Annotated in this window: 22 protein-coding genes; 14 read left to right on the plus strand and 8 right to left on the minus strand. The window is 52.4% G+C overall.

The window, feature by feature from the left end:
• Positions 1 to 13: 13 nt before the first annotated feature.
• From WBM93_RS01435 to flgB, 7 genes are all read right to left on the minus strand, one after another.
• A complete protein-coding gene (locus tag WBM93_RS01435) occupies positions 14 to 625 on the minus strand; it encodes a flagellar basal body L-ring protein FlgH (protein WP_424427484.1) in 612 nt (203 codons plus the stop codon).
• Between the two features lie 97 nt (positions 626 to 722).
• Positions 723 to 1,511 (minus strand): flagellar basal-body rod protein FlgG, encoded by a 789-nt coding sequence (gene flgG / locus WBM93_RS01440; protein WP_424427422.1) that lies wholly within the window; start codon positions 1,509 to 1,511, stop codon positions 723 to 725.
• Positions 1,512 to 1,532: 21 nt separating this feature from the next.
• The gene (locus WBM93_RS01445) at positions 1,533 to 2,279 is read right to left on the minus strand and encodes a flagellar basal body rod protein FlgF (protein ID WP_424427424.1); all 747 of its coding nucleotides are present in this window, start codon (positions 2,277 to 2,279) and stop codon (positions 1,533 to 1,535) included.
• Between the two features lie 26 nt (positions 2,280 to 2,305).
• Positions 2,306 to 3,136, minus strand: coding sequence for a flagellar hook-basal body complex protein (locus tag WBM93_RS01450; protein ID WP_424427426.1), 831 nt, complete (start codon positions 3,134 to 3,136; stop codon positions 2,306 to 2,308).
• A 42-nt stretch (positions 3,137 to 3,178) separates the two neighbouring features.
• Positions 3,179 to 3,847: a flagellar hook assembly protein FlgD gene (locus tag WBM93_RS01455; protein WP_424427428.1), complete on the minus strand. Its 669-nt coding sequence runs from the start codon at positions 3,845 to 3,847 to the stop codon at positions 3,179 to 3,181.
• Positions 3,847 to 4,233 (minus strand): flagellar basal body rod protein FlgC, encoded by a 387-nt coding sequence (flgC, locus tag WBM93_RS01460; RefSeq protein WP_424427486.1) that lies wholly within the window; start codon positions 4,231 to 4,233, stop codon positions 3,847 to 3,849. The genes WBM93_RS01455 and flgC overlap by 1 nt, the downstream gene beginning before the upstream one ends.
• Positions 4,234 to 4,244: 11 nt before the next feature.
• Positions 4,245 to 4,598 carry a flagellar basal body rod protein FlgB gene (flgB, locus tag WBM93_RS01465; protein ID WP_424427430.1) on the minus strand — a complete coding sequence of 118 codons (354 nt, stop codon included), beginning with the start codon at positions 4,596 to 4,598 and terminating at the stop codon, positions 4,245 to 4,247.
• Positions 4,599 to 4,843: 245 nt separating this feature from the next.
• Here flgB and WBM93_RS01470 point away from each other — a divergent pair, with 245 nt between their 5' ends.
• From WBM93_RS01470 to WBM93_RS01505, 8 genes are all read left to right on the plus strand, one after another.
• Positions 4,844 to 5,539: a MotA/TolQ/ExbB proton channel family protein gene (locus WBM93_RS01470; protein ID WP_424427488.1), complete on the plus strand. Its 696-nt coding sequence runs from the start codon at positions 4,844 to 4,846 to the stop codon at positions 5,537 to 5,539.
• 3 nt (positions 5,540 to 5,542) lie between these two features.
• Positions 5,543 to 6,019 (plus strand): hypothetical protein, encoded by a 477-nt coding sequence (locus WBM93_RS01475; protein ID WP_424427432.1) that lies wholly within the window; start codon positions 5,543 to 5,545, stop codon positions 6,017 to 6,019.
• Between the two features lie 78 nt (positions 6,020 to 6,097).
• Positions 6,098 to 6,595: a flagella basal body P-ring formation protein FlgA gene (locus tag WBM93_RS01480; RefSeq protein ID WP_424427434.1), complete on the plus strand. Its 498-nt coding sequence runs from the start codon at positions 6,098 to 6,100 to the stop codon at positions 6,593 to 6,595.
• A gap of 132 nt (positions 6,596 to 6,727) precedes the next feature.
• Complete coding sequence (gene flgM / locus WBM93_RS01485; protein ID WP_424427436.1) at positions 6,728 to 7,018, plus strand: flagellar biosynthesis anti-sigma factor FlgM; 291 nt, start codon at positions 6,728 to 6,730, stop codon at positions 7,016 to 7,018.
• Positions 7,015 to 7,326, plus strand: a complete 312-nt coding sequence (locus WBM93_RS01490) for a hypothetical protein (RefSeq protein ID WP_424427438.1) — start codon at positions 7,015 to 7,017, stop codon at positions 7,324 to 7,326. Before flgM ends, WBM93_RS01490 begins: the two co-directional genes overlap by 4 nt.
• A gap of 98 nt (positions 7,327 to 7,424) precedes the next feature.
• Positions 7,425 to 8,252, plus strand: a complete 828-nt coding sequence (locus WBM93_RS01495) for a transglycosylase SLT domain-containing protein (RefSeq protein WP_424427440.1) — start codon at positions 7,425 to 7,427, stop codon at positions 8,250 to 8,252.
• A 6-nt stretch (positions 8,253 to 8,258) separates the two neighbouring features.
• Positions 8,259 to 10,367: a flagellar biosynthesis protein FlhA gene (flhA, locus tag WBM93_RS01500; protein WP_424427490.1), complete on the plus strand. Its 2,109-nt coding sequence runs from the start codon at positions 8,259 to 8,261 to the stop codon at positions 10,365 to 10,367.
• Positions 10,368 to 10,386: 19 nt separating this feature from the next.
• Complete coding sequence (locus WBM93_RS01505) at positions 10,387 to 11,106, plus strand: sigma-70 family RNA polymerase sigma factor (protein WP_424427442.1); 720 nt, start codon at positions 10,387 to 10,389, stop codon at positions 11,104 to 11,106.
• 105 nt (positions 11,107 to 11,211) lie between these two features.
• On the opposite strand, the gene WBM93_RS01510 is transcribed toward WBM93_RS01505, so the two are convergent.
• Positions 11,212 to 12,027 carry a flagellin gene (locus tag WBM93_RS01510; RefSeq protein WP_424427444.1) on the minus strand — a complete coding sequence of 272 codons (816 nt, stop codon included), beginning with the start codon at positions 12,025 to 12,027 and terminating at the stop codon, positions 11,212 to 11,214.
• Positions 12,028 to 12,328: 301 nt separating this feature from the next.
• Here WBM93_RS01510 and WBM93_RS01515 point away from each other — a divergent pair, with 301 nt between their 5' ends.
• Genes WBM93_RS01515 through WBM93_RS01540 form a run of 6 tightly spaced genes read left to right on the plus strand, consistent with a single transcriptional unit; the run spans position 12,329 to position 18,804 of the window.
• On the plus strand, positions 12,329 to 13,600 hold the full coding sequence (locus WBM93_RS01515; protein ID WP_424427446.1) for a sigma-54 interaction domain-containing protein: 1,272 nt from the start codon (positions 12,329 to 12,331) through the stop codon (positions 13,598 to 13,600).
• Positions 13,601 to 13,629: 29 nt separating this feature from the next.
• Positions 13,630 to 13,974, plus strand: coding sequence for a flagellar hook-basal body complex protein FliE (fliE, locus tag WBM93_RS01520; RefSeq protein WP_424427448.1), 345 nt, complete (start codon positions 13,630 to 13,632; stop codon positions 13,972 to 13,974).
• Between the two features lie 3 nt (positions 13,975 to 13,977).
• The gene (gene fliF, locus WBM93_RS01525) at positions 13,978 to 15,732 is read left to right on the plus strand and encodes a flagellar basal-body MS-ring/collar protein FliF (protein WP_424427450.1); all 1,755 of its coding nucleotides are present in this window, start codon (positions 13,978 to 13,980) and stop codon (positions 15,730 to 15,732) included.
• Positions 15,725 to 16,777, plus strand: a complete 1,053-nt coding sequence (locus tag WBM93_RS01530) for a flagellar motor switch protein FliG (RefSeq protein ID WP_424427452.1) — start codon at positions 15,725 to 15,727, stop codon at positions 16,775 to 16,777. Before fliF ends, WBM93_RS01530 begins: the two co-directional genes overlap by 8 nt.
• A complete protein-coding gene (locus WBM93_RS01535; protein ID WP_424427454.1) occupies positions 16,770 to 17,453 on the plus strand; it encodes a hypothetical protein in 684 nt (227 codons plus the stop codon). The genes WBM93_RS01530 and WBM93_RS01535 overlap by 8 nt, the downstream gene beginning before the upstream one ends.
• Positions 17,446 to 18,804, plus strand: a complete 1,359-nt coding sequence (locus WBM93_RS01540; protein ID WP_424427456.1) for a FliI/YscN family ATPase — start codon at positions 17,446 to 17,448, stop codon at positions 18,802 to 18,804. Before WBM93_RS01535 ends, WBM93_RS01540 begins: the two co-directional genes overlap by 8 nt.
• Positions 18,805 to 18,808: the final 4 nt, after the last annotated feature.

An 18,808-nucleotide genomic window follows, 5' to 3' on the forward strand; every position in this document is an offset into this window, starting at 1 on the left:
CTTATGATTGGGGCTAAAATGGCGAAATAAACGAGAAGAATTTCTGCAACCAGCCCTGTTTACTCGCTGACGCGATCTCTCCCGTACCGCCATAGATGATCCGCGCGTCGGCTACTTTGTTAGACGGGATAGTGTTGTCGGCGGACACGTCGATGGCGCGTATAAGTCCGCTAAATTGGGTATGCTCATCACCCCGGTTTAGCGATGTCAGTTTCTGACCCCGCACCAGCATGGTCCCGTTGGGATAGCTTTCCGCTACGGTCACGCTAATTTGCCCCTGCAGGCTGTTCGATTGGTCTGCGCTGCCGGTGCCAGAAAAATTCTGAGAACCGCTCGTTGCGACATCGCTGGGGGAGAATAGCGAGAAAAGACCGGAAGTAGGCGGTGTCAAAGAAAATCCGCCATTGCGATCTTTGGATGCGCTATTGGATTTCGAGGCGCGTGTTTTTTCAACCAGCAGTATCGTGATAATATCACCCTTCCGGCTTGCTCGCGTCCCGTTTGTTAGAGCCGAATAACCGGAGGCGACCTGAAAGATCGCGCCGTTTGCAACGACAGGTTCAGGAGCTGGTGCGGCCGTAACCGGGGTGAAATCTTGTGCCGAGATGCTGGAGTGAGACCCCATGCAACCGATGAGCAGGAACGGCGTCATACTGATCAGCAAGCTACGTTTTGGAAACGGTTTATTTATCATGATGGTTACGCTTCTTTCCTGCGGTAGATTAAAGTTGCTGGTTAACGAACTGCAGCATATCGTCGGTTGCCGAGATCATTTTGGAATTGACTTCATAGGCGCGCTGCGTCTCGATCATGTTGACCAGTTCCTCGACAATGTTGACGTTGGATCCTTCCAGGGCACCCTGCCGGATATTGCCAAGACCTTCTTGCCCACCTTGGCCCACTTGCGGGGCACCGCTTGCCGCTGTTTCGGTAAGGATGTTATTACCAACCGACAGAAGTCCGGCTGGATTGGTGAAATTGGCCAGTTCAATTTGGCCCAGTTCGCTGGGCTCGCTTTGTCCTGCCAGCGAAGCCGAAACTGTCCCATTCGTACCGATGGAAATCGCTGTGGCACCCTGCGGAATCTGGATCGCGGGAACCAGTGGCAAGCCATCGCTTGTCACCATATTGCCCTCGGCGGTCAGGCTGAAATTACCTGCTCTTGTGTAGCCGGTTGATCCGTCCGGCCGTTCCACTTGGAAATAGCCAGCGCCTTCGATCGCCAGGTCCATGGCATTTTCTGTATTCTGCAAAGTGCCTTGGGTAGCAATTTTGCCGATTCCTGATAGCCGGACACCGGTTCCCAATTGTATCCCGCTTGCATAGCGGTTTTGTGCATCCGACGGTGCGCCAGGTGTAACGACATTTTGATATGCGAGGGTGGCAAAGTCCGCGCGGTCCCGTTTAAATCCCGTGGTGTTAACGTTCGCCAGATTGTTGGCAATCACGCGCATCTTTGTGTTCTGCGCATCCAGTCCGGTGCGCGCAACTTGTAGGGCAGCGTTACTCATCTCATCATCTCCTGAATACGGTTATCCTTGCGGCATGGACATTACACCCGCGCCGCTATCATCAAGTTCCTCGGTCATTTTAAGCAACCTCGCCTGCGTTTCCCACGCACGGCTGGTTTCAATCATATCTACCAGGGCGCTGGGCATATTGACGTTCGACTGTTCCAAGGCGCCGGAAATGACTTTTGCATTTTCATCGACGGGTAACGTGCCGTCATCGGCTACATGGAATAGAGTATCCGTACCTTTTGACATTTGGCTGCCTGTCGCGCTGACAAGTTTTAACTTTCCAAGCTGTTGCGGCTGAGTGGGATCGCCACCTGCCGGTATGAAGGAAATAGTTCCATCCGCACCAATGTCGACGCGCTCCGAAGGCGGTAAGGTTACAGGTCCACTTTCCCCCAAAACCGGAAAGCCGTCCCCGGTAAGCATGGCGCCCGATGCGCTGATCATAAGATCTCCGCGCTTGGTATATGCTTCTTCGCCATCGGCGGCCTGAACGGCGAGCATTGCATCGCCTTCCAGCGCTATGTCGAGAGGGCGATCGGTCTTTGTGATCACCCCCCCGTTCATATCTGCCTGCATATCCCGATCAACAGCCATGGCGCGGCTGTTGTGGCCCGGACCATTCAGATACTGGGCCTTTGCCGAAACCATATCGGCTTTGAAACCCGCGGTGTCCGAGTTCGCCATATTGTTCGCGATGGCCGTTTGCCGGTTCATCAGCGATTTCATCGCGTTGACCGTCGTATATGCAAGCTTATCCATGATTCATTCCTTCAACTGATCAGAAATTAGATCTGAAGATTTATGATCGTCTGGGTCAGAGTATTGGATGTTTCAATCGCCTGCGCATTGGCCTGGAAATTGCGCTGAGCGGCTATCAGCGAGACCAGCTCTTCGGTGATATCGACGTTTGCGAGCTCCAGTGAACCGGAGCGAACCTGTCCGAGCGGACCATTCGCAGCCTGGTTAATTTGTACCGGACCGGATGCGCCAGTCGATTGCCAATGGGCATCACCGACCGGGCGGAGGCCTTCAATGGCCGAGAAGCTGGCTAACGCAAGGGCACCGATGTTCAATTGGTTACCGTTGGAGAATGTTGCTGAAACAACGCCTTCGTTGTTGATTGATATGTTGGTCAGCAGCGCGGCTGGATCGGCTGGATCGGCAACCGGTAGTACGAAGTCGAACATGTCTGCCGTGCTGGTCGAAGTGGCGACACCATTCGCGTCAACCGGTAACAACTGGGCTTTCGCGCCAATGGTATCTACCACTTCACGACTATTATTTACCGAGAACGCTCCATTGCGGGTAAAGGTCAAATCCTGACGCGGCGGCTGGCCCTTGACGGAAAAGAAGCCGTCGCCGGCAATCGCCAGATCCAGTGTTTTATCGGTTGACTGTAACGTGCCCTGTGTGAACTGCTGCGTGATGCCGTTCAGACGCACGCCTTGGCCCGCAACAGATTTTGTCTGTTGGGTGGGACCAGCTGCAAAAAGGTCTCCAAACAGTGCCCGGCTCTTTTTGAAACCGGTCGAGTTGGTATTGGCAACGTTATTGGAAATAACATTCAAGTCAGTTTGGGCCGCTTTGAGGCCGCTAAGTGAGGTAAAGAATGACATTTTATCTTCTCCTATGTTGAACTAGATGTCGAATGGTCCGATTTATCCGATTTTGAGCGCCTCGGCGGGAAACACATTGCCGATTGGTGTGACAAGAATGGGCGGGCCATTGCCTTCGGTTGTTTTTACGGATGCTACCGGTACCCATGTCGCCAGATTTGAAACCGACCCGCCGTTGATGCGGACGCGCAGGCGCCCCTGATCTAGCGGCTTTCCGGATTCATCTTTGCTATCGAAATTGAATTCTACCGGGCCGGCTTTTTGCTGGCCGAGCTCTACAAACATGACGATTTCACCGGCATCATTAAGTAGATCAATAGAAAGATTGTCTGTTGCTTGGTTGAGTTCGAATTCGCCTGCATACTGACCATTTTTGTCTGCAACCGAGATATTCCCGGGTACCAGAACCGAATGACCGATCCATTCCTTGGCGTCGGAGAGGCGATTGTTACCCAAAATTGAGGCAATCTCGGACAGCGACTGCTTCATTTCTGAAATGCCGGCGACGCTGGAAAATTGTGCCAGCTGGGCAACCATTGCCTGGTTGTCGAGCGGGTCAAAGGGGTCCTGAAACTTTAGCTGCGTCGTCATCAGACGCAGGAAAGAATCTTGGTCGAGTGTATTGTCACCTGTGGCGTTTTCCGGTTGCGCCTGAGAGAGACCGGCGAGATTTGTTACCGGTGTCTGGAAAATTTCTGGTGCAATATTCATTATTGGTTCCTCACTGTTTCAAGAATTAAAGACTTTGCGGTTTGCATAACCTGCACATTATTTTGGTAATTTCTGGCGGTTTCGAGCATGTCGATCAGTTCAGCCGTCTCATCAACAGCTGCTTCCCAGACGTAACCTTCTTTATCCGCGATGGGATTTGACGGATCGTGACGCCTCTGAGGCGCGGCATCGGTTTTGACGATGCGTTCGACATCTACAGTCGCGAGATTGTCTTCGACCACAGAACGAAATACCGGCCGCATGGCGCGAAAAGCTTCATTTTCGCTGGCATAGTCCGTCCGGGCATTGGCCAGATTGGACGCGGTGGTGTTTAACCGGACCATCTGGGCTGACATTGCTCTGCCTGCTACATCAAATACATTCATACTACCCATGTTCATTCTCCCTTCAAGGCGCGCCGAATTGAAGACACTTGCGCCTGCAAGAAGGACAGGGTCGTTCGATACTGAATGGCGTTTTCAGCAAACAACGTCTGTTCGACGGACAGCTCAACGGTGTTTCCGTCGAGTGATGGTTGCAGCGGAATCCGGTAACCAGTGTGATCGTCCATAGCCTGATCGAGCGAACTGCCATTTTGCGCCTGCTTCATTGCAAGATCAAAATCGAGGTCTTTCGCTTTGTACCCAGGTGTCGAGGCGTTTGCGATATTTGACGCCAGCATATTGAGGCGTTGAGAGCGAAGCTGTAATGCCCCGCCGTTCAATGCAAATATCTGATCCAAACTAGGCATCGTTTCTAATCCCGTATTAACTATTCGGCCTGCTGACCGTTCTTGTTCATGAGTTACGCCGTTATTGGAGTACCCAAACAGGACGATGCAAAGGGTGTGCCAATTTATCCGGCCCGCTCGGAAAGTGCCGGTTTTTCAGGGCCTCCGTCCAATATTTGCGGGTAGTTTGTTTCGGGTTTTGCCAAGGTGGCAAAATTCTGCCGCTGACCGGCAAGTTTTTGCCGGTCAAATCAGGATTGGGATCGATGGACATTCTACTAACAAACATCTGGCGGTTTTTCGACCCGATGTTATTTGGCCTGGTTCTAGGCAGTGTGTTGATTATGGCGTGGGTTCAAAATGGCCGTCGCTCGATCGTTAGGGCAGTCGTTGCGCTTGCTAACTGGGGTCGTGATCCGTTTGAGGAAAGCGGTGAAAACGCAACATACATGTGCCGGAGAATTGATTTCACACTAAGACAACAGGGGCTTGCCGGCTTGGAAACGGTCCGCAGCCAGGATGCATTCGTGCTCCGGATCCTCGGCTATCTGGTCAATGCAAAGGATTCAAAAAGTTTTGAAGAATGGGTGCGTCTGGAAGAACACGCCGCAGAAACCAGGCAAAACATATCTGCAAGCTATTGGTTTTCGGCGGCGGAAATTGCACCGGCAATCGGACTGATCGGGACAATTACCGGGCTTATCCAGCTATTCGCTACCGGCATCGATCCCTTGAAGATGGGGCCGGCTATGAGCTTCACATTGCTTACCAGTCTATATGGTCTTTTCATTTCCCATATCATCGCTTTTCCGATCTATGTGCGTCTGCACTCGAGAGCAGAAATACTGAATGCCTATAGATCCAAAGTAGTCCATCATACGATTAACATCGCAAACCTCGAACTTGCCGACGTTGCGCCCGTACATTTTGTTCCGGTGAAACCGACAAAAAGGGACGCATGACTGATGAATGCCGGTCGCACCACTTTATCCTTTCTTGATCTGGCTCTTATGCTGCTCAGCGCCTTTGCCTATACGCATTTTGTAAATATCGCGGACTCCGAAACCAAAAAAAAAATGGCCGCAGAAAATGCACAAACTGCTGCGGTGCTGGGTTCCTATAATTATACAGCACCGGATTTTTTCGGTGATGGCAATGCGATGCTTACCGATTTTGCCAGAACAGAAATCGCGGAAATTATGACGGTTCAACAAAAGCAATTGTTGATCATAGATGTTGCTGCGGCACCGGAGGTTCAAAACGGATCGCGCCTGCGTCAATGGGAGACAGTTTCTGCGCGATCAGCGGCAATTGCAGATGCCTTTGAAAAGGCTGGCCAGAACGGTAAAATGATCGTCTTGAAAGTTCCTGAAAAACTGGTTTCAAAGCCCGGAGAGAAGCAAACCGTTAGATTGACTTTTCTGCCACCCGAAACGGATTAATTCCGGCTCCACAAAATATTTATCGAAACTGGCATGATAACTGCGTGGTTCCTTTGATTACAGAATAGGAATAATCACATGCCACGTTATCATTTTCTACTTCCGATAGTCTCCATCATGTCTGTGGGCGCCGGTGCGCCCTTTGAAGACACCACATTGCTTGATCGCCAGGTTGCGGCGCATTTGGGGGCAGTCGTGGGGGATGTGGGCGGTGCTCATGCCGCGGTAGACCCCAAGCTCAAACTTAAGCGCTGTCCAAACGCGCTCGAGATATCTGAGACAAACAGGAACGCGCTGCAGGTAAGTTGCCAAGACCTGGGATGGAGGATATTCGTGCCTATTCGGCTTGGCGCCAATAGAAGTAGCCAAGGCAGCGGCGGTTCTGTCGAACCATTGGTACAACGAAATCAGCCGGTCACGCTGATCGTCCGGCGGTCAAATTTCAGCATCAGCTATGGTGTGATCGCGCAAAAAAGTGGTGTGATGGGAGACTATATTCCTGTCCGGTCAGACCGCAAAGGTAAGGAATTAATGGCTAGAATATCCGGGGCCGGCGAAGTCGAATTGACGCACTGAAATAATTTTGGATAAAGAACTTAATTTTTTCGCAACAGGCCGTAAATGTTTATGAAAGAAGTTATAAGCGCCGTCGGAAACGGGACAGCAAACTTCGAATTTGCCAATGTGGCGCAGTAAGGATGTAGTGATATGAAACCTGTTGATAGCTATTCGGCGATTAATACGCGGTTGGATCGTCCGGCTTTGAATGAAGCTGCGGTAAAATCCTTGGCGGGTGCCACTGATCCCGCAGAAGCAAAAATTCCCAGTACGATTTCGACGACAGCGTCAAAACTGGCAGCCGGACCACTGCCATTTGATGCACAGAAGGTTGCGGATATAAAACAGCAAATCGCTTCTGGCAGTTACAAGGTTGATACCGACGCCTTGGCTGCAAAGATGCTTGATGCAGGCGTACTTGGTGTGGACTCAAAAAAATGAACCCGAAAGTAGAAGCACTCCAGAACTCGCAAAATAGTCTGGTCGCCGCATTGGATGGACATGACAGCGATGCGATCTTTCATGCCAGCAAAGCACTTGGCAAGGCCGTTTCGGAGTTGGCAACACTGGAAACAGCCGATGTCGAAAGATATTTGCGACCACTGATGTCTGAAGTTGACGAATTGATGCAGGCATCAATTTACCGCCTTCGTTTTCTGAGAGACCATAGCTCATCCCGCTTGCAGCTTTTGTCCGGATGGCGAGCCAATCAGGCAGATACATATTCGAATGCCGCGCGGGGTCGTTAATCGCAACTCTCCCGGACATTAATTCCGGACAGGCGCATCTAAAGCACTTATTGGCATGATCATTGCTTATCTTCTTAACGGGAGAATTCAAGCTAGACATGTCCAACCTTACCATCACTCAAAGCTCTGAACGGCGCAGTTTGCCGAACGTGATTGCGCAATCCGCGCAGCGCACCGGAGTCGATTTCAAATATTTGATGGCACAGGCACAGCTCGAGAGCGGCATGCGCCCGGATGCCAAGGCGAATACATCTTCCGCTACCGGGCTTTACCAGTTTATCGAGCAAACATGGCTGGGCCTAGTCAAAGAAAAGGGCGATGAATATGGTCTGGCCTGGGCTCAAGATGCAATTTCCAAGAACCGGAATGGCAAGTTTACTATTGCCAACAAGTCCCAGAAATCAAGCATTCTTGCCCTGAGAAACGATCCAGCTCTTTCCGCCAATCTGGCGGGAGAATTTGCTCGCGATAACAGCGCCTATCTCCAAAGCCGCATCGGCCGGGAACCGGCATCGGTTGACCTGTACCTCGCACATTTTCTGGGGCCCGCAGGCGCCAGCAAATTCTTGAGTGGATTTGATGCCAATCCGCATGCACCGGCAGCGCCGTCTTTTGCGAGTGCCGCACAATCCAATCGCCCGATATTTTATAACAAATCAGGCAACGCCCGAAGCTTTGCGGAAATCCGGAATCTCTTCGCCAAAAAACTGGAAGATGCATCCATGTTGGCAGGGAGCGGCAATAATTTTCCGACGGAAGGAAGAAACTTGCCGCAGTCACAAAAGCCGCTGCCGATGGTTCAACCGGCAGATTATCTTCGGATCGCAAGAAACCACATCAATGACCAGAGCAATTCAGGAAATCCCAAGCCGTTCGATGAACCGGCTCGGGTTGCCTATCTGATGCTCGCCTCACTCGGATTGTAAATGAACATGATACAGAATATTTTCGCACTAGATAAAATTGCCGGTCATCTCAAATCCGGACTGTTGCCAATGGCCACGTTGTTGCTGGTCATTTTCATGGTGCTGCCGCTACCGACTATATTGTTGGATATCGGCTTCATCACCAATATCATGCTATCGCTGGCGATCTTGATGGTTGCGCTTAATGCCAACAAGCCGCTAGATTTTTCCAGCTTCCCAACAGTCCTCCTCTTTGCCACACTTTTGCGGTTGGGACTGAATGTCGCTTCTACCCGCGTGGTGCTTATGGAAGGCCATGCTGGCGGCGATTCCGCCGGGCAGATCATCGAAGCCTTCGGTGGATTGTTACTGGGCGGTAATTATGTAGTCGGCATATTCGTGTTCTGTATCGTGATGATTATCAATCTGATCGTTATCACCAAAGGTGCGGGCAGGGTTTCGGAAGTTTCCGCGCGTTTTACACTGGATGCCTTGCCTGGCAAACAAATGGCAATTGATGCGGACTTGAATGCGGGTCTGATCGCCCCAGAAGAAGCGAAAGAACGGCGGTCTGACGTTGCAACAGAAGCAGACTTTTACGGTTCAATGGATGGTGCCTCTAAATTTGTAAAAGGAGATGCCGTCGCCGGCGTCTTGATTCTGGCGGTCAATATTATTGGTGGCATCATTTTGGGTCTGACGACCCATGGACTGTCCTTCAGTGAAGCTGCTAGTACGTACTCGATGCTCGCCATCGGCGACGCTTTGGTTGCGCAGGTGCCTGCTCTGATTCTGTCGATCGCCGCCGCAGCCATTGTCACACGGGTTTCTTCGGCTCAGAATCTAGCCGATCAAGTCACGGGTCAGTTCAGTTCGGGACAGGCGTGGGTCCCGGTCGCGGTCATTCTAACTATTCTCGGTGTTTTGCCGGGTATGCCGCACATCATCGTTCTCTCGGCAGCGGGCGTTGCGGGTGGCATAGCTTTCTATCTGATCCGCAAACCCAAGCCCGTGGAAGCGGTTGTCGAACCGGTCAGAGAGAAAAATCCGGAACAGATTGATTGGGAGGACGTTTCCGAAAAGGCGCGTCTTGGAATCGAAATCGGATATGGCCTTGTTCCGTTGGTTGAGGATCGCAAGGGCGCCCCATTGATGAAACGGATTACCGGTATCCGGCGTCAAATATCGAAAGAGCTGGGTTTTGTCGTGCCGCTTGTCCGGATCAAGGACGATTTGTCGCTCGAGCCTAACAGCTATCGGATAATGATGGGCGGAATGGTTCTGGGTGAAGACACCGTCTGGCCGAATGACTTTATCGCGCTGGATGATGGTCACGTGGATTCGGTTATCGAAGGACGACCTTGCAAAGATCCGACTTTCGGGATGGATGCAATCTGGATCAGCGCAGACAAAAAACCCCAGGCGATTGCCGAGGGCTATACGGTCGTCGACGCTCCGACAGTCATCGCTACCCATCTCAACGATGTGGTCCGGCGCAATGCGGCGCAGCTATTTGGTATGGATGAAGCGCAGAAGTTGCTCGACTTCCTCAAGGAATCTTCGCCGCAACTCGTCGACAGTCTCACTCCGCAGCCCTTGTCGTTATATGCCATTACTGCAATATGCCGTGACCTTCTCACCGATAAAGTGCCGGTGAAGGACTTTCAGCAGATCTGCCTTGCTATGTTGGAAGCCTCCAGCTTGCACACTGAAACGTCACAAGTAGTCGATGCTATCCGACAAAAAATTGGGAATCTGATCGTCCAAACCATGGTGCCGATCAGTCTGCCCCTTCCCGTCGTGACTTTGGACGCGGAACTCGAAAACCTGCTGGTTAAGGCGCTGAAGGTTGGCGAAGATGCAAACTATCCGATCGAACCGCAACTGGCTCAAAAAATAATCGAAGCGGTGGATGAGGCTGCGCACACCCTGCCTCTGGAAGCTCGCAATGTGGCTCTTATCACTTCGCCTGTGGTCCGACGACCGCTTGGCGCGCTGCTGAAACAGCGGTTCCCGGATCTGACCGTGCTGTCTTACCAAGAATTGCCGGACGATAAATCAATCGAAGTGTTAACCAAAATCGGGGTTCCGCAATCCAGCCCGTCAATGGCTGTCACTGATGCAAACCAAAACTGATAACAATCGGGAATAGGATATGTTGAAAACAAAAAATCACGCATCAAAAGCCTATAGCGCGATGAAAACAGATGAAAACAGGCTGATCGAAGAGAACCAAGCTCTGGTCACAAAAATTGCCTGGCAGGTAAAATCATTCGCGCCCGATCAAATGGAGATCGAAGACCTGATTCAGGTCGGGCTGGTTGCAATGGTTGAAGCTGCCAAGAAATATGTCGACCAAGGACATAGTTTTAGCACCTATCTTTACGTGCGTGTGCGTGGCGCAATGATCGACGACTTGAGATCGACGTGCAATTTGCGCAGAACTTCTGTCGATTGGCACAAGAAAGTGCGAAGATATCGGGACAAGCTGGTGCAGGAACATGGCCGGGAGCCCAACGAGTCAGAGCTGGCTCTCGCAATGGATATGGACCCTGGAGATTTTCGCAAGAATACGGATCGGGCGATTGATGTCCATTTGGGCTCGCTTGATGAAGTCTATTGCGATTCCAGCAGCTGGTTTACGGACCAGGAGGATGACCAGCATGAAACACTGGAGAAGTCCCAGATGGCTGAGCTTCTTTCCGCGAAGCTGAAGCAGTTAAACGAGCGCGAACAACTTGTGCTCAACTGCTATTTTGTGGAGGAAATGCAGCTCGACGAGATCGGGGAGATTCTTGAAGTATCATCCGTACGTATCTGCCAGATCAAAAAGCGCGCATTGGAGAAGCTTCAAGTTGCGATGACCGAGGACTGAAGTTCGTCCACCGCATCCGCCATTCAACCAACTTTTAACTTGCGCTCATAAAAAAAGCCTCCTCCCGAACGGGAAGAGGCTTTTTAGTTTTGGTGGTGTCAGATATTACCGGATCAGGCTGAGTACAGACTGTTGAGACTGGTTAGCCTGCGCCAACATCGCCGTAGAAGCCTGGCTCAGGATCTGGTTTTTGGCCAGCTGAGTGGTTTCAGCGGAGAAGTCGACGTCCAAGATTCTTGACCGCGCTTCTGTGATATTTGCTACGCGATCGCTCAAGTTGGAAACGGTGGTTTGCAGTCGGTTCTGCGAAGCACCCAAAGTAGCCTGAGCAGTCGTGATCGTGTCCAGAGCGGTGTCCAGTGCGGTCAATGCAGCGGTTGCGCCTGTGTCGGTAGCGACGGTGAGGGAGGCGATGCCGAGTGCAGTGGCATCCACATCGGTCAATCCGATGGACACTGTCTGGCTCGCATCGCTGCCGGTCTGGATGCCGATTGAAGCGTTGGTTCCATCAAGCAATTTAACATCGTTGAAAGTTGTCCGCGTTGCAACATCACCGATCTGGGCAATCAGCGCGGTAACTTCGGTCTGCAGGTTAGTCCGGTCACCAGATGACAGCGTGCCGTTGGCAGATTGGACAGCCAGTTCACGCATACGTTGCAGCATGTTGGTGATTTCGTTCATTCCGCCTTCTGCGGTCTGCGCGGCCGAAATGCCGTCGTTGGAGTTCCGGATAGCCATGTTCAAACCACGAACTTCCGATGTCATACGTGTGGCAATCGAGTTACCCGCGGCGTCATCAGCAGCAGAATTTACACGACGACCCGTTGAAAGGCGTTCGATCGATTTAGCAAGACCCATTTCAGCTTGGCTTGAAGCATAGCTGGCACGCAGGGCCGATACGTTTGTTCCTATTACAGTCATGGTGTCGTCCTTTTCACAGTTAACATATTCGTTTCATCTAGCGGGTCACCTCGTAGATGAAGCGGCCTCGAAGGAGTTAACGGTGACCCGCAAGTTTAATTAAGCGAGAAAAATGTCGGGTTTCCGACAAGTCGCCGGAAGAGTGTCCACTTTCCGACACGCATGACGTTTTTTCGACAGTTGTTTTGGAAACGATCGGCAGATTTTTGCCGTTTATGAGATTGGCACGGCCATTGCAAAGTAGTTGGCGAGCACCCGGATATTAGATCTGGTGTTCGATCTAAAACGTGAGGGAATGGCCATGATCAACGATAAACTGAACCCTAGCCTGGTCTCTAGGTTTCCAGAACTTGTCGATTTGCTAGCGAGTGTTGAAATGATTCACTCGGCCGACCATCATTCATCTTCTGCCGCGCAACTACCCCACACAACCCGCGAAGCATCCAAAGGTGAATATGAAGGAGCAAAAGATCCTGTCGTGGTTTACCGCGACGGACCATTCCATTTCGTTCCGGCTACCCTCAGCCAACCACTGCGCATCGAGTTCGGCAATGCGGACAGAGAATTTGGTCTGTCTTGCATTGTTGAATCGATGCGCGGTGGCAAGGGGCCGGCTTATGCTGACCCCAATTCAATAGCCCTATATAAATATGCGTCCCGCGTGGCGCGCAGCGATGCCAATGTCATGATCACCGGCGAGACCGGTACTGGCAAAGAGGGCATGGCCAGATTCATTCACGAAAAGAGCGAGCGGGCAAACAAGCCGTTTGTCACCGTAAATTGTGCCGCAATCACCGAGTCAATGATCGAGTCCATTTTATTTGGACACAAGAAAGGCGCCTTTACCGGCGCGTATAATAGTGCCGTTGGCTTGTTCAAGGAAGCTGACGGTGGCACAATATTTCTCGACGAGATTACCGAGATGCCGCTTGAAAGCCAATCAAAGCTGCTCCGCGTGCTCCAGGAAGGCGAGATACTTCCCGTCGGGGCATCGCGTCACGAAAAAATCGATGTTCGCGTATTTTGCGCGGCCAACCGCGACTTTGCCGAAGAGGTCGGGGCAGGGCGGTTTCGCGAAGATCTATACTGGCGTCTGAATGTGATGCCGGTCGAATTGTCACCACTTGCTCAACGGCCAGCCGATATCGTCGCCATCGCGGCGTTCATGATGATCGGTTTCCAAAAGCGAAGCAAAAAATTCATTTCGCTTTCCCGTTGTTGCGTGCAACGCCTGAAAGAACACAGATGGCCGGGTAACGTTCGGGAACTCTCAAACGTCCTGCAGCGTGCGCTGGTGATGTGTGACGGTGAACGGATCGAAGCCCGTGATTTGATATTTTCAGGAGCGCGGCTGAAAGCAACCCCGAAGCAGGACGACGTTTCAATCAGGCCTTCCTCGCGATTCATTCGCGGCCGCGATTTGCACTCGATTTCGAAAAATGTCGAATATGAGGCGATCAATCAGACATTGGAAAAGACCAACGGCAACCGCCGTGACGCCGCAAAAGAGCTGGGTATTTCGGAACGCACATTGCGTTATCGGATGGCTGACATGCGCGCGCTTGCGGCATAGAAAGGAGATAGAAAATGTCTTCAGTCAATATGAACAGCCTGATGGCAGCTCGCAATGCCATCCTCAACCAAAACAACGCGCTGCAGGATATTGCCAAAAATGCAGGTCTTGGCGGACCGGGACAGACTTCCGCTCCGAAAGAAACGGCGGGATCGGATAGCTTCTCGACGCAGCTCACCAGCGCACTCCAGGAAGTCAACAAGCTTCAAAAAACTGCCGAGGAGGGAATGAAATCCTATCAAATGGGCGAAACCAATGATGTTGCCGCCGTTATGCTAGCAAAGCACAAGGCATCCCTGGGATTTGAATCCACCTTGCAAGTCCGCAACAAACTTTTGTCCGCGTACAAAGACATAATGAACATGTCGGTATAATAGATGGCCGAGCAACCATCTTCTGGTCAGGCGATGACTCCCGCGAGCCCCGGCGGATCACTGCCGCCTACAGGCAGTTTTGAGAATCAAAGTGGCCCGATGGGCTCGCTGCAGACCTTCATCAAGCAACCCGCTATCGCGCGTGCGATGCCGTTAATAATTTTGTCGGCCGTTGTGTTGGCCGCGATCACTGTGTGGCTGGTTCTTCGCGAGCCGCCCCAACGAGATCTGTTTCGCGGTCTACCCGACAATGACAAGTCAGCTGTGATGCAAGCATTGCAGGTCGCCAATATTCCATACGGTGTCGACGATAACACAGGCACGCTCACCGTGAGTAATGAAGACTATCACTCTGCCAAGATCGAACTGGCGGGTCAGGGTTTGCCGCGGTCAGCTCCAAGTGGCGACACCATTATGTCGAGCATGCCTATGGGAGCCAGCAGGGCTGTTGAATCAGAGAAATTGCGCAATGCCCGTGAAATGGATCTGGCGCGATCTATCGAAGCGATCGATAGCGTCTTGTCTGCCCGGGTTCATTTGGCTGTAGAGCAGCCCAGCATATTTTTGCGTGACCGCAATGAGCCTTCCGCTTCCGTAATATTGCATCTCGCGAGTTCGGCAAGGCTGGACGAAAAAGAAACCCAGGCGATCCTGAACCTCGTTGCCAGTTCGGTGCCCGGACTTTCGGCGTCGAACGTATCGGTGATCGACCAGAACGGCAGGCTGTTGTCGAGCAGTGGCGACGAGTCTTCCTCTGGAAATGATACACAGCTGAAAGTAAAGGCGGCAATCGAAGATCGCTATCGTCAGTCGCTTGCCAGTTTGCTTACACCACTGGTGGGTCCTGGAAATTTTGTCGCAGAAGTCACCGCAGATGTAAATTTTGACGAGAAACAGGCAACGAGCGAGACTTATCCGATCGATGGATCGGTGCTGCGTTCCGAACAGGGACAAAAGTCGAACGAGATTGGTGGAACCGGAGGCCGCGCAGGCGGCATACCCGGTGCACTTTCCAATCGGCCAGCCGAGGCCGCCGAGTTCGGCGATCAACCCGAAGGCGATACGGATCAAGCTGCCGGGACCGTTGAACCCAGAAGTACCAGTGAGGAATATCGCCGGAACTTCGAGCTCGCCCGTGAAGTTGCAGTCACCAATCAAGCCACAGGGCAGGTGTCACGGCTATCAGTCGCAGTGGCAATTGACGATCGGGCGTTAAAAAATAAAAAGTCTCCAAAGGAAATCCAGGAGATCGAGAAACTCATCAAGGGCACTGTCGGTTATAGTATCGACAGGGGAGACCAGATTGCGGTGACATCGCGTCGTTTCAAAGCGGTCGCCGACGACCCGGTATTGGAAACCTGGTACGAGACGTCGTGGTTCAGCATGCTGATGCGAAACTTGTCTGCGCTCGTTGTAGCCCTGTTGATCATATTCGGTATCGGTCGCCCGGTTCTAAAACGCTGGCAAACTTCGGAGAAATCCCGGCCTGCAAATCCGGTTCAAAAAGCCGCTCTCCCGAATGCCAATGCGCCGACAAATTTCAATCAAGCGAGTGCCGTGGACGGCGGATCACTGGAAAATCAAACCGCAGGCGCACTTGGTCCGCCAGTGACCGTCGACATGATCACCTCGGCAAAAAGCTACCAGGAACGTGCCATTTTGACCCAGAATTTCGTCAAGCAGAATCCGGATCATGCGGCTCTGGTTGTGAAAGAGTTGCTCAAAGAATCCAACGCACTGGAGGAAGCAGATGGCTGATACCAAAGAAAAAGATGACACCGAAAAAACCGAGCAAAGTGAACAATTGGAGCTGATCACCGGGCGTCAGACCGCCGCGATATTGATGCTCTTGTTCAACGACGAGGAAGCGGCCCAGATACTGGAACGTCTTGAGCCAGACGAAGTCGAGGCGCTAGGCGAGGCGATGTTCAGCGTTGCCGATGTCGATGCCACGCAAATTGACGGTTCCCTGGATCGGTTCCTCGTGTTGACCATGAATCAAACGATGCTGTCCTACAAGTCCGATGAAAAAGTGAGCCGCGTTTTTCGTCGGGCCCTTGGTACCTCCCGGGCAGAAACGATCATGAACCGGTTCGCTCCCAAACGACCCAGCAATATCGCAGAAATGCTGAAATGGGTTCCTGCAAAGGACCTTGCGCTTTTGATGTCGGATGAACCGCCACAAATTGCTGCCGTGCTCATGTCATTTTTGACTCCCGAAGTGGCTGCCAAGATACTGGAGCTGCTGCCATCAGAAATCCAGTCCGACTTGATTTACCGGGTGGCCACCCTTGGGCCTGTTAGTGCCAAGGCGCTCGCCCATATTCACGGGCTCCTGGAGAACACGACCCCATCAGAAGAAGAGGCCGCTCCGCCGATGCAGGTAGGCGGCGTGCTCGACAGCGCCTCGATTATCAACAGTCTTTCGAAGGAACGGGGGCGATCGCTGCTGAAGGAATTGATGAAGCGTGACAAGGTTACCGCAAAATTGATCGAAGACGAACTGTTTGTTTTCGCGGATCTTATGAACTTGTCGAAGAAAGATATCGGTTCGGTGGTCCGGAAGGTCGATTCCAGTATTCTTGTTCCTGCGTTGAGAGGCGCCTCCGTCGAGCTCAAGGCCAAAATCTTTGGCGCGATGTCCAAACGGGCCGCCGAAACCATTCAAGATGACATGGACGAAGCACCGCCGCAACCGATGGACGCAGTCGTTGCTGCCCAGAAAGCCGTCATTGCAGTCGCCAAGGCCATGCTCGACAGCGGCGAAATAAACATGGCTGGTGCCGGAGCCGATTATGTCTGATCATCACCAAACCGGTAGCTTCGGAATTTGCGACGTCGTCCCGTTGTGGCGGACGACTGCCGAACAGAGACAGTTTTCTTCGTGGACCAGTGGTCGGGGTACCGAAAGCGAATCTCGAGACGGTGACATTTTTTCGGATTTAACCGGCAGGGACCTGTCCGAGAATCTGGCGGCTTCCAGCGATCAGGATGCCGATATATTCAGCGTCGCCTATAAAAAGGGATGGGAAGATGGTCAGGCTGCTTCCGGGGATGAACAGGCGACATCCGGTCAACAAACCGACGCATTGGCAAATGCTATCCGGCATTTGAACGATCTGTCGTCGCGGGGCAGTTATACATTCATTTTATCGGCTGTGGAATCATTGTTTAGACGATGTGCGGAATTGGCGATCCCCGATCCGGGTTTGCTACAAGCGTGGGCATTGCAATTGGCAGAGTTGGTAGACCAGGATCAACAAGGGGTTACCCTTGTACTTCATCCGGATGATGTCGGTCTAATCGATGGCAATTTATGCAAACTGGCCCTCCGCGGCGATGCATCAATGTTGCGGGGCAATCTTAAGCTCAGCCATTCCGGCGGCTGGATCGAAAAAGGCTCGGAAGTGGTACTGGACGAGTTGAGGACTCTGATCGACGAGTTTAGCGGAACGGCACCGGTGGCTGATCATGACTGACCATTCTATCCCCGGTACCGAAGAAACCGGAACTCCGTCAGCTGCGTGTAATGTGCTGTCGCGGCTCGATGATATTGGAAACGAGCCGCGCTATGTCGGGAAATTATCTGCCCATGACAACGGCATGCTGGAGGTTACCGGTTTCGAGTATCCGCTTGGTTATTCGGGGCGGGTAACCGCGACCGACGGCCGAGAGATCAGCGCTGAAGTTGTCGGTTTCAAAGGAGCCAGGACGCTCATGATCCCGATGGTTCAGGACGCTCCTTTGCGGGGCGGAAGCCGGGTATTGCCGTACGCCAAATCCAATCAGGCGGCGGTCGGCGAAGCCCTGTTTGGCCGGGTGATTGGACCTATGGGTGAACCGATTGACGGCAAAGGCCCGATTTTGACCACCGAAACTGTTCCATTGGCGGGACAAGAAGGCAATGTCCTGCGGCGGGCCAGCGTTTCCCGGCCCATCGACATCGGTATTCGCGCGCTGAACGGCCTGCTGACTATCGGACAGGGACAGCGCATTGCGATTATTGCAGGCTCGGGTGTCGGCAAGTCAATGTTGATCAACCAGATACTGGACGGGGTCGTCGCCGACGTGGTAGTTGTCGGCTTGATCGGCGAACGTGGCCGCGAAGTTAACGATTTTGTCAGCCGCCGGCGTGAAAAGAAAGATGCTGTGCCAACGGTGACCATCGCCGTTCCCGCCGATCATTCACCTTCTTCCCGATTGAAAGCCGCCTACAGGGCAACCGCCATCGCGGAACATTTTAGATCAAAGGGACTGTCGGTAGTTCTGGTTATCGATAGTCTCACCCGCGTGGCGCATGCGCAGCGAGAGATTGGCCTGGCCGCCGGTGAACCCCCGACTATGAAAGGTTACCCGCCATCAGCACTCTCATTGATCCCGCGATTGGTCGAGCGAGCTGGAAACGACAGTGAAACCGGTGGATCGATAACTGCAATTTACACCGTGCTGGCGGATGGCGATGATATGGACGATCCTGTGGTCGACAGTGCTCGCGCCATAGCTGACGGTCATATTATTTTGTCCAGGTCGTTGGCGGAGCAGGGAATTTTTCCAGCGATTGATGTGGGAAAGTCAATTAGCCGCGTCGCGGTCGATATTATTGAATCCGAACATCTAGATGTACAGCTTCACTTCCGGCGTCTGTGGTCCATTTACGAGGAAAACCGGGATCTGGTCCTGATGGGTGCTTATCAAGCGGGCAATGACCCGAGCATTGACGAGGCTCTCGCAAACTGGCCGTTGCTTATCGAATATATCAAGCAGAAACCGCGGGAACTGGTGGATCTTAGAACAAGCGTGGCCCAGCTTTCTGATTTGTTTGCGACATGAAGCG

It is taken from the genome of Parasphingorhabdus sp. (assembly GCF_049667325.1).
Lineage (GTDB): Bacteria > Pseudomonadota > Alphaproteobacteria > Sphingomonadales > Sphingomonadaceae > Parasphingorhabdus.

Bases quoted from the DNA above. Each gene is read 5' to 3' on its own strand.
- WBM93_RS01435 (WP_424427484.1), bottom strand. From the start codon at position 625: ATGGGGTCTCACTCCAGCATCTCGGCACAAGATTTCACCCCGGTTACG.
- flgG (WP_424427422.1), bottom strand. From the start codon at position 1,511: ATGAGTAACGCTGCCCTACAAGTTGCGCGCACCGGACTGGATGCGCAG.
- WBM93_RS01445 (WP_424427424.1), bottom strand. From the start codon at position 2,279: ATGGATAAGCTTGCATATACGACGGTCAACGCGATGAAATCGCTGATG.
- WBM93_RS01450 (WP_424427426.1), bottom strand. From the start codon at position 3,136: ATGTCATTCTTTACCTCACTTAGCGGCCTCAAAGCGGCCCAAACTGAC.
- WBM93_RS01455 (WP_424427428.1), bottom strand. From the start codon at position 3,847: ATGAATATTGCACCAGAAATTTTCCAGACACCGGTAACAAATCTCGCC.
- flgC (WP_424427486.1), bottom strand. From the start codon at position 4,233: ATGAATGTATTTGATGTAGCAGGCAGAGCAATGTCAGCCCAGATGGTC.
- flgB (WP_424427430.1), bottom strand. From the start codon at position 4,598: ATGCCTAGTTTGGATCAGATATTTGCATTGAACGGCGGGGCATTACAG.
- WBM93_RS01470 (WP_424427488.1), top strand. From the start codon at position 4,844: ATGGACATTCTACTAACAAACATCTGGCGGTTTTTCGACCCGATGTTA.
- WBM93_RS01475 (WP_424427432.1), top strand. From the start codon at position 5,543: ATGAATGCCGGTCGCACCACTTTATCCTTTCTTGATCTGGCTCTTATG.
- WBM93_RS01480 (WP_424427434.1), top strand. From the start codon at position 6,098: ATGCCACGTTATCATTTTCTACTTCCGATAGTCTCCATCATGTCTGTG.
- flgM (WP_424427436.1), top strand. From the start codon at position 6,728: ATGAAACCTGTTGATAGCTATTCGGCGATTAATACGCGGTTGGATCGT.
- WBM93_RS01490 (WP_424427438.1), top strand. From the start codon at position 7,015: ATGAACCCGAAAGTAGAAGCACTCCAGAACTCGCAAAATAGTCTGGTC.
- WBM93_RS01495 (WP_424427440.1), top strand. From the start codon at position 7,425: ATGTCCAACCTTACCATCACTCAAAGCTCTGAACGGCGCAGTTTGCCG.
- flhA (WP_424427490.1), top strand. From the start codon at position 8,259: ATGATACAGAATATTTTCGCACTAGATAAAATTGCCGGTCATCTCAAA.
- WBM93_RS01505 (WP_424427442.1), top strand. From the start codon at position 10,387: ATGTTGAAAACAAAAAATCACGCATCAAAAGCCTATAGCGCGATGAAA.
- WBM93_RS01510 (WP_424427444.1), bottom strand. From the start codon at position 12,027: ATGACTGTAATAGGAACAAACGTATCGGCCCTGCGTGCCAGCTATGCT.
- WBM93_RS01515 (WP_424427446.1), top strand. From the start codon at position 12,329: ATGATCAACGATAAACTGAACCCTAGCCTGGTCTCTAGGTTTCCAGAA.
- fliE (WP_424427448.1), top strand. From the start codon at position 13,630: ATGAACAGCCTGATGGCAGCTCGCAATGCCATCCTCAACCAAAACAAC.
- fliF (WP_424427450.1), top strand. From the start codon at position 13,978: ATGGCCGAGCAACCATCTTCTGGTCAGGCGATGACTCCCGCGAGCCCC.
- WBM93_RS01530 (WP_424427452.1), top strand. From the start codon at position 15,725: ATGGCTGATACCAAAGAAAAAGATGACACCGAAAAAACCGAGCAAAGT.
- WBM93_RS01535 (WP_424427454.1), top strand. From the start codon at position 16,770: ATGTCTGATCATCACCAAACCGGTAGCTTCGGAATTTGCGACGTCGTC.
- WBM93_RS01540 (WP_424427456.1), top strand. From the start codon at position 17,446: ATGACTGACCATTCTATCCCCGGTACCGAAGAAACCGGAACTCCGTCA.